The sequence below is a fragment of the Saccharomonospora saliphila YIM 90502 genome, assembly GCF_000383795.1.
Classification (GTDB): domain Bacteria; phylum Actinomycetota; class Actinomycetes; order Mycobacteriales; family Pseudonocardiaceae; genus Saccharomonospora; species Saccharomonospora saliphila.
Genome location: NZ_KB912712.1, coordinates 100,948 through 108,833 on the forward strand (window position 1 = coordinate 100,948; position 7,886 = coordinate 108,833).

5 protein-coding genes are annotated in these 7,886 nt (G+C 72.9%); 1 reads left to right on the forward strand and 4 read right to left on the reverse strand.

All coding sequences use genetic code 11. The features are described 5' to 3' along the window. The 3 genes from SACSA_RS0118080 to SACSA_RS0118090 all read right to left on the reverse strand — a co-directional run. On the reverse strand, positions 1–1,371 hold a 1,371-nt coding region (locus tag SACSA_RS0118080), incomplete at its 3' end, for a prenyltransferase/squalene oxidase repeat-containing protein (RefSeq protein ID WP_019819141.1). A gap of 149 nt (positions 1,372–1,520) precedes the next feature. Continuing rightward, positions 1,521–3,635 carry a neutral/alkaline ceramidase gene (locus SACSA_RS0118085; RefSeq protein ID WP_028662008.1) on the reverse strand — a complete coding sequence of 705 codons (2,115 nt, stop codon included), beginning with the start codon at positions 3,633–3,635 and terminating at the stop codon, positions 1,521–1,523. Then, positions 3,632–4,813: a YncE family protein gene (locus SACSA_RS0118090; RefSeq protein ID WP_028662009.1), complete on the reverse strand. Its 1,182-nt coding sequence runs from the start codon at positions 4,811–4,813 to the stop codon at positions 3,632–3,634. Before SACSA_RS0118090 ends, SACSA_RS0118085 begins: the two co-directional genes overlap by 4 nt. A gap of 346 nt (positions 4,814–5,159) precedes the next feature. Between SACSA_RS0118090 and SACSA_RS0118095 the strand changes: the two genes are divergently transcribed. Beyond that, positions 5,160–6,560: a pyridoxal phosphate-dependent decarboxylase family protein gene (locus SACSA_RS0118095; protein WP_019819144.1), complete on the forward strand. Its 1,401-nt coding sequence runs from the start codon at positions 5,160–5,162 to the stop codon at positions 6,558–6,560. Positions 6,561–6,597: 37 nt separating this feature from the next. Here SACSA_RS0118095 and SACSA_RS0118100 read toward each other — a convergent pair whose 3' ends face one another. Then, on the reverse strand, positions 6,598–7,830 hold the full coding sequence (locus SACSA_RS0118100) for an SAM-dependent methyltransferase (protein WP_028662010.1): 1,233 nt from the start codon (positions 7,828–7,830) through the stop codon (positions 6,598–6,600). Positions 7,831–7,886 lie beyond the last annotated feature (56 nt).

The window sequence follows — 7,886 nt, forward strand, 5'->3', positions numbered from 1 at the left end:
CGCGCGCAGCAGCAGGCGCACCGCGTAGGCGGTCTCCTCCCGGGTGCCGAACCAGCGACCCCATGAGCCGTCGGAGCGCTGGGTGGTCAGTACCCAGTCGACCGCGCCGCGCACCGCCCGCCGCGCGTCGTCGCCGCCGTAGCGCGCCAGCGCCGTCGCGCAGCACACGGTGGCGTAGTACGGCGAGGCGTGCCACTTGTCCGTCCAGCTCCCGTCGGGGTGCTGCCACTCGCACAGCCAGCGGGTGACCGTGCGGGCGGTCTCGGAGTACCGGGCGCGGTCGTGCTGCGGCACCGGCCCGGTCGTCTCCGGGGCGACAGCGGCGCCGAGCGCCTGGAGCACGTGCGCGTTGGCGCTGGGTGACGGGGTGCGTTCGGCGGGGAAGCAGGCGAAGTGGTCGCCGTCCGCGTAGTGCCACAGACACTCGGCCGACCGGGGGCTTTTCCACAGCGACAGCGCGTGCAGCGCCGTGGCGGTGTCGTCGACATCGGGTGGCAGGCCCGCGCCGCCCGCCGCGCCCTCGTCTCCGAACGCCGCGTGCACGCTGTCCAGCAGGCCGGACAGCACGTCCGAGGGCACGTCAGGGTCGATGTCCGAATCGGCCAGTGTGGACAGCACCCACGAGCGTTCGAACAGGGCCAGCGGCGCGGCGACCGGCATGCCGCCGTCGGCGGCCTGCACCGACTCGAGGTACTCCACGCACGGGTGCCCACTGGAGCGCACACCGTCGTCGCCCAGCCAGACGGCGGTGGCGGCGGGGGAGCATCCGACGACCCGGCCCTCGACCGGCGTGACGAACCGCGCGGCCCGGGCGTGCTCGCCGACCAGCTCCAGCGAGTGCAGCAGCTTCTCCGGCAGCGCGTGGCCCTGCGCCGCCGCGCCGCGCAGCGCGTCGAGCAGGGCGGGGTTCGTGCTCTCCGGCACGGGGAGGGGTTCCGCGCCCCGGCGTTCGAGGTGGGCGTTGAGCTCGGTGACCAGTGCGGGCACGATCGCCTCGACGGCGACGGTGTCCGGCAGCGTCGTCGTGGGAGTGAGCCGGTGCGCGAGTGCCCGAAGGCCGCGTTCGGCCGCGTGACCCGCCCTCGGATGGCCGCCGGGGCGGGTGCTCTCGGCGAGCAGCGCCTCGGTGGCGCTCAGCGTGGGCACGAGGTCGTAGTCGCCGGGCCCGCCCCAGCGCCCGTCGGCGCCCTGGGCGTCGAGCAGGTACCCGATCCGTCGGTCATGCCCGGACAGCGACGGCGTGTGGCGGACGACCCGGCCGGTCTCGTAGACCGACGGAGCGAAGGCTCCGGAAGGATCGTCCGCCATCGCGGTCAGCAGCGTCCGGATCGTCCCGTCGCTGTCGTTGAGCCAGGACGCGGCCGGTGTCATACAGAACAGCCACCCTCCACCTCGACCAGTCGAGTGTCGTTCGTTCGAGCGCCAACGTAGTCGAACGAACACCCAACGTAGCACCGATCATGGAATGTTCACATGATCTTTGTGCTCGCGGTCGGGTGGAGACGGCCGCCGCCGGGGCCTCACTCCACGCGGAACGGCCCGGACGTCCCGGTGAAGGCGGTCACATGGCCGAGCGGTCCCCGGGCGTCGCCGTGATAGCGGATGCGGTAGGTGCCCTCGGCGTCGTCGGGCACCCGCCACCCGACCGTGACCTCGGAGGCCGCGACGCCACGCCGCGCCCAGCGCAGCGTGGTGGACCAGTCGCCGTCGTCGGCCACGGTCCGCCACCGGCCGTCGACGTGCCGCTGCACCCGCAGGAACGTCCCGCCCCGATGGAGGTCGTTGGCCGGATGCGCGCCCGCGAACACCACGCGCGCCCGCTCACCGGGCAGGTAGGTCGAGCGCGGCGGCGTGAGCACGTCCCCGAACCGGCTGCCCGCCGGGGGCGCGTCCAGGACCACGGGCGGTTGAAGCGCGAGCTGGGCCCCGGACAGGTCGGGCGCGGGCGGGCCGGGGTCCACGGCGGTGCCGTCGCGCAGTGCCGTGGCCAGGCCCGCGACGGTCTGGCGCAGCGCGGGCAGTTCCCACCGGCCGAACAGTGTGCTGCCGCCCTCGTAGTGCTGCGCGTCGTACTCCTCGGGTGTGGTCACGTAGTGGGCGTAGGCGTTGCTGTACCCGGCGACCAGCACGTCGTCGAGTTCCGCGCCGACCACCCGTGCCACCTCGCGGCGCAGCCGCAGCCCCGCCGTGATCGTCACCTCGGCGGGCACGCCGATGAGGTAGAGACCGCCGATTCGCAGCAGCTGCACTGGCACCCGCTCGGCCACCCACGGATACACCGCGTTCATCGCCCCGATCGGCACGACGATGTCCTTCGGCGCCTGACACCGCTCCAGCTCGGGGGAGGCGGTGTAGAGCACCGTGTCGGAGACGAGGTCCCACAGCGGGTTCTCGCCCTCGGTGAAGGTCGGCAACGCCGGGCCGTCCTCGGTGCTGCCCGCCGCCATCGACGCGCCCACGGCCGCGTCACACGTGCGGTGGGTGCGCCCGTCCCCGGTGAACTCGGGCCGGACGGTGACGTCCGAGAGGTCGAGGCGGACCAGGCGCGCGTCCACGGGCCCGCGCATCGGCGCGACGTCGGTGTTCAGCTGCGCGGCGGCGGCCTCGTACTGCCTGCGCCCGATCTCGGCGGTGCGGGCGAAGTCCCCGGGGGTGGACGGCGGTTCGAGGTCGAGGTTCGGGGTCATGTCGCCCGCGTTGGTCTGGGCGAAGGCGGCGACGAAACCGGACGGCGTGTCGGCCCGGTCGCCGTCTCCGGCCATCCCGTGCGCCGCGCGGCCGTCCCCGGCCGTTCCGTGCGCCCGGTGGCCGTCCCCGGCCGGCTCGTCCTCCCAGCGGCGGGCCGCGTAACCCTTGTTGTCGGCGCTGATGAGGCGGTTGTCCCCGGACATGCTCGTGTTGTGCGTGGCGAAGAAGTTGATCGCGCCGACCGCGCGGCCTTCGCGCTCGACGCGCAGCAGCGAGGTCCGCGGATCGACCGCGTCGGGAAAGTGCGCCCGGTCGCGGGCGGAATTGCGCTCGAACGCCGCGCGCGAGCGGTTCGCGCTGGCACCGGTGAGCTCGGCATGGGTCAGCCGCAGCGACGCCGGGGCGAGGTCGTCGTGCGCCCGGCGCACGGACTCGACGATGCCGTCGGTGATCGCCTCGAACGTGCGCCGGTGGAACCCCAGCGTGGTGAGGTTGTAGAGCAGGTGGTGCGAGTAGCCGCCCGGTCCGGCGTGCGTGTGCGTGGCGGTGATGAGCACGTTGGCGTCGGTGTAGCGGTCGCCGTAAATGCGGGCCAGCCTGCGCAGCACCGCCTGCCGGACGCTGGAGAAGATCATCGGAGCATCGACGACGACCAGCAGCACCCGGCCGCCGGTGGCCGGGTGCTCGATCACGAACGACCGTGCGAACAGCCGGGTGTGCAGACCCTCGGCCTGCTGGTCGAACCGGCCGTAGCCCAGCATGCCGACCTCGGCGATCTCGCCCGTGACGTCGGCGATGCCACGCCCGGCGAGGTAGCCCGGCTCCGCGCCGTCGTGCGACCCGGGTGGTTCCGGTGTCGCCCGCGCCGGGGTGGGGACGGGAACCGCCACGGTGGCCGCGACGGTGGCGACGGCCAGCGCCGCCGCCACCCTGAGCCGCGCCCTCATCGGGACAGCACGTCGGCGGGAACCGTGTAGCCGCGCACCCGCTGCGGGTGGTCACCCACCGGGATGCGCGCGATCTCGGCGGGGTCGTCGTAGGAGACCACCGAAATGTCGTCGCTGCCGCTGTTGGACAGGAAACAGTACTCGCCGTCGGGGGAGGTGGCCGCCCAGTACGGCTTGTCGCCGGTGGGCACGATCCGGTCCACGGTCAGTGCGGGCACCGACAGCACGGCGGCGTAGTCGGAGATGGTGCCCGCGTCGCAGATCTTGGTGTGGTCGTCGTTCATCGCGAGGCCGTGGTGAGCCGAGTCGAGCGGGTAGTCGTCGCGCTCCATTTCCCGCGCCTCCTCGGACAGCGGCAGGTGCACCGTGCGGGTCCTGCGCCGTTGTTCGAGGTCGTACTCGATGAATCCGTTGTGGAACGACAGTTGCGCGTACATCGTCCGGTCGTCCGGCAGCACCACGAACGGGCGAATGCCTGCCTCGAACTCGATGGTGTCGCGCACCTGGAGCGTGCCCGCATCGACGATGGTGAGCTCCCGGTCGCCCTTGACCGGGTCGAGCAGCTCGGAGTCGGGTGCGAGGACGTTGCCGATCGAGGCGTTGTAGATCGTCTCCCCGTCGGCGGAGTAGCGGTTCTCGTGCGGGAAGTCGCCCGCGTCGAACCGTCCGGTGATCTCCCCGGACGCGGTGTCGACGGCGTTGACGACGTCGGCGGTGGTGGCGGAGACCAGCAGGGTGCTCCCGTCCGGCGAGAGCGCCATGTGGTCGGAGCGGTACCCGTCGACGCGGGTGAACCAGTGCTGCGCTCCGGTGGCCACGTCGAACGCGGCGACGTCGCCCAGGCTCGGCCGCGAGACGTACATGGTGCGGCCGTCCGGCGAGACCATGATGTCGTCGACGAGCTGGTCGTGGCCCTCGCCTGCGGTCTCGCGGATGACGAGCATGGCGATGCGCTGGTCGAGGCGCATGTCGTCCACACGCTCGTCGAGGTCCGGCACGACGTCGATGCGCTGGTACTTCTCCAGGGTCGTCGCGTCGAGGAGATCGACCGTGCCGTCCCAGTTGTTGCCGACGAACATCACGTCACGCTCGGTCGCGGCCCGGGCGGCCGGGACGAGGGCCAGAGTCACCACGGCCGCCGCGGCCACCGCGCACCACCGTCGGGATCGCTGTCGCATGGCACTACCTACCCCACAGTAGATATGAAAAGGATTCGGAAAGTGTGACCCGCGACGCACCTCCACGCAACCCCCGTCACCCGACAAGCCGCCCAACCAACCCCAAGCCGCCCCAACCACCCGCGAGTCGCCCCAACCACCCGCGAGTTGCCCCTGACACCCCGCGAGTTGCCCCTGACAGTCGGCGAGTTGCCCCTGACAGTCGGCGAGTTGCCCCCAGCGGCCTGCCAGTTGGTCGAACCGCCCACGTGTTGGTCGCCCCGGCCCCGCGAGTCGCCTTCGCTCGGAGGTACGTGCGACCACCCCGCGCACGTCGCGCGAGCATCACCCGATCTAGTGTCGGCTCGTGGCGCGTTCCGAACTCGACCCCAGTCGTGCCGACATCACCGCGATGATGACGGCGGCGACCTCCTTCGTCTCCGACTTCCTCGACGGCCTTCCCGACGCTCCCGCCTCGGGTGAGACCACGGTGCCCGCGCGGCTGCACGCCCCGCCCACCGAGGGGCCGGGCTCGTTCGACGCCCTGCTCGCCACCGTCGCCGACGCGGCCTCGCGTGCCGTCGAGACCGCGGGCGGGGACTACTTCGCCTACTTTCCCGCCGGTGGGCTGTTCGCCTCCGCCGTGGCCGAGTTGCTCGCCCAGACGGTCAACCGGTTCACCGCTGTCGGCGACATGGCACCGGGTCTGGTGGCCCTGGAGCAGAGCGTGCTGCGCTGGCTGTGCGCGGAGTTCGGCCTCCCGTCCGGCGCGGGAGGTCTGCTCACCAGCGGCGCCTCGACGGCCACCCTGTCGGCGCTGCTCGCCGCACGGCAGCGCGCGCTCGGACCACGCGGCGACGCGGACACCGCGTGGTCCGACCGGCTGCGGGTGTACGTCACCGAGCACACCCACCACTGCGTGGCCAAGGCGGCGCGCATCGCCGGCCTCCCCGCGGGAGCGGTCCGGACCGTGCCGACGAACGGGGAGCACCGCATGGACCCGGACGCCGCGCGGGAGGCGGTACGGCGCGACCGCGCGTCGGGACACCATCCGCTGCTGCTCGTCGGCACGGCGGGCGCCACCAGCACCGGCACCGTTGACCCGCTACCCGACCTCGCCGACCTCACGCGCGACGAGAACCTGTGGTTCCACGTCGACGCCGCGTACGGAGGCGGATTCCAGCTCACCGCACGCGGTCGGCGGACGCTGCGCGGTGTCGAACGGGCCGATTCGATCACCCTCGATCCGCACAAGAGCCTGTTCCTCCAGTACGGCACGGGCGTGCTGTTGGTGCGGAATCCGGCCACGCTGCACGCCGCCCACGCGGCCGACGCCGACTACCTGCAGGACCTCGACCACGACGACGATCTGCCGGACTTCGCCGACCTCGGGGTCGAGCTGACGCGCGAGTTCCGCGGCCTGCGGTTGTGGCTACCCCTGCACCTGCACGGGGTGGGGGCCTTCCGCGCGGCGCTGGACGAGAAGCTCGACCTCGCCGCCCGCGCCGAGCGGCACCTACGGGAATTCGCCGAGGTGCCGCTGCGGCCGGACCTGACGGTGCTGACCTTCCGCGTGCCCGGCGGCGACGAGACCAACCGCCGCCTGCTGGAGTGGCTCAACGCCACCCGCCGTGTCTTCCTGTCCAGCACGCGCGTCGACGGCCGCTACACCCCAAGGCTGTGCGTGCTCAGCCACCGCACCCGCGCCGAGCACGTGGACCGTGCGCTCGGCCTGATCCGGGAGGGCGCCGAGACGCGGCCGTGGTGACACAGGCGGGGCCGCCCGCGCGCGCACAGGATGCCGCTCACACGCCCCAATCGGGACGCAGCGGCATCGACGACGCGCCCGAGGAGTCCGGTCGCACGCCGAGTACCTGGTGCAACTCGATGCCCCGCCGTTCGAACGACAGGCGGGACGCGGCCATGTAGAGCGCCCAGACCCGGGCCCGGCGCACCCCGGCCTCGGCCACGGCGTCGGCCCAGTGCGCGTCGAGGTTGGCACACCACGCGGCCAGCGTCCGCGCGTAGTGCTCGCGCAGGTTCTCCTCGTGGCGCACCTCGAAGCCGTTGTCCTGCATGGCCGAGGCGATCGTGCCGACGCCTTCCAGTTCCCCGTCGGGGAAGACGTAGCGGTCGATGAACGGGCCGGTGCGGTGCGGGTCCCGGGTCGTCGGCCGGGTGATGCAGTGGTTGAGCAGCCGCCCGCCGGGGCGCAGCCGGGACGCCAGGAACCGGAAATAGCCGGGCAGGTTGCGGGCCCCCACGTGCTCGGTCAGTCCGATCGACGACACGGCGTCGAACCCGGTCTCGCGCACGTCCCGGTAGTCACCGTGCACCACGCGCGCGCGTTCGGTCAGCCCCCGCGCCGCGAGGTGGTCGTGCGCCCAGTTCGCCTGCTCCGCCGACAACGTGACGCCCACCGCGCGCACGCCGTAGTGCTCGGCGGCGTGGGCCACCATGCCGCCCCAGCCGCAGCCGACGTCGAGCAGCCGCATCCCGGGTCGCAGGCCCAGCTTGCGGCACACCAGGTCGAACTTGTGGAACTGCGCCTGTTCGAGGCTCGCCTCGTCGCTCGGGTAGCAGGCGCAGGTGTAGGCCATCGACGGGCCGAGCACCAGCTCGTAGAACCGGTTGGACACGTCGTAGTGCCGGGCGATGGCCGTGCTGTCCCGGCTCCGGCTGTGCCGCAGGCCGCGCAGACCACGGCGCAGCCGCCCCGGTGCCTCCTCCGGCGGGATCGGCACCGGCCGTAGGTGGCGGGGGCCGAGGTCACGCAGCAGCGCCACCTTGTCGGCCGTGGCGAGCCCGTCGAGCAGTCCGCTGGTGGCGCGCAGCACCTCGTACAGGTCGCCGACCACCCCGAGATGGCCGGTGACGTAGGCCCGGGCAAGGCCCAGCTCGCCGGGCGCGGACAGGAGGTAGCTCAACGCGACCGGCGAGCGCACTTCGAGGCGCAGCGGTGCGTCGGCGGCCCCCAGGACGCTGCCGTCGTACGCCGTGATCGCCACGGGCGTGCCGGAGCCGAACACGCGCGCCAGTACCGGGCCGAGTGCCTCGCCGTCGGTGCCCGGCGGTGTGCGCGTGCTCGGACGCC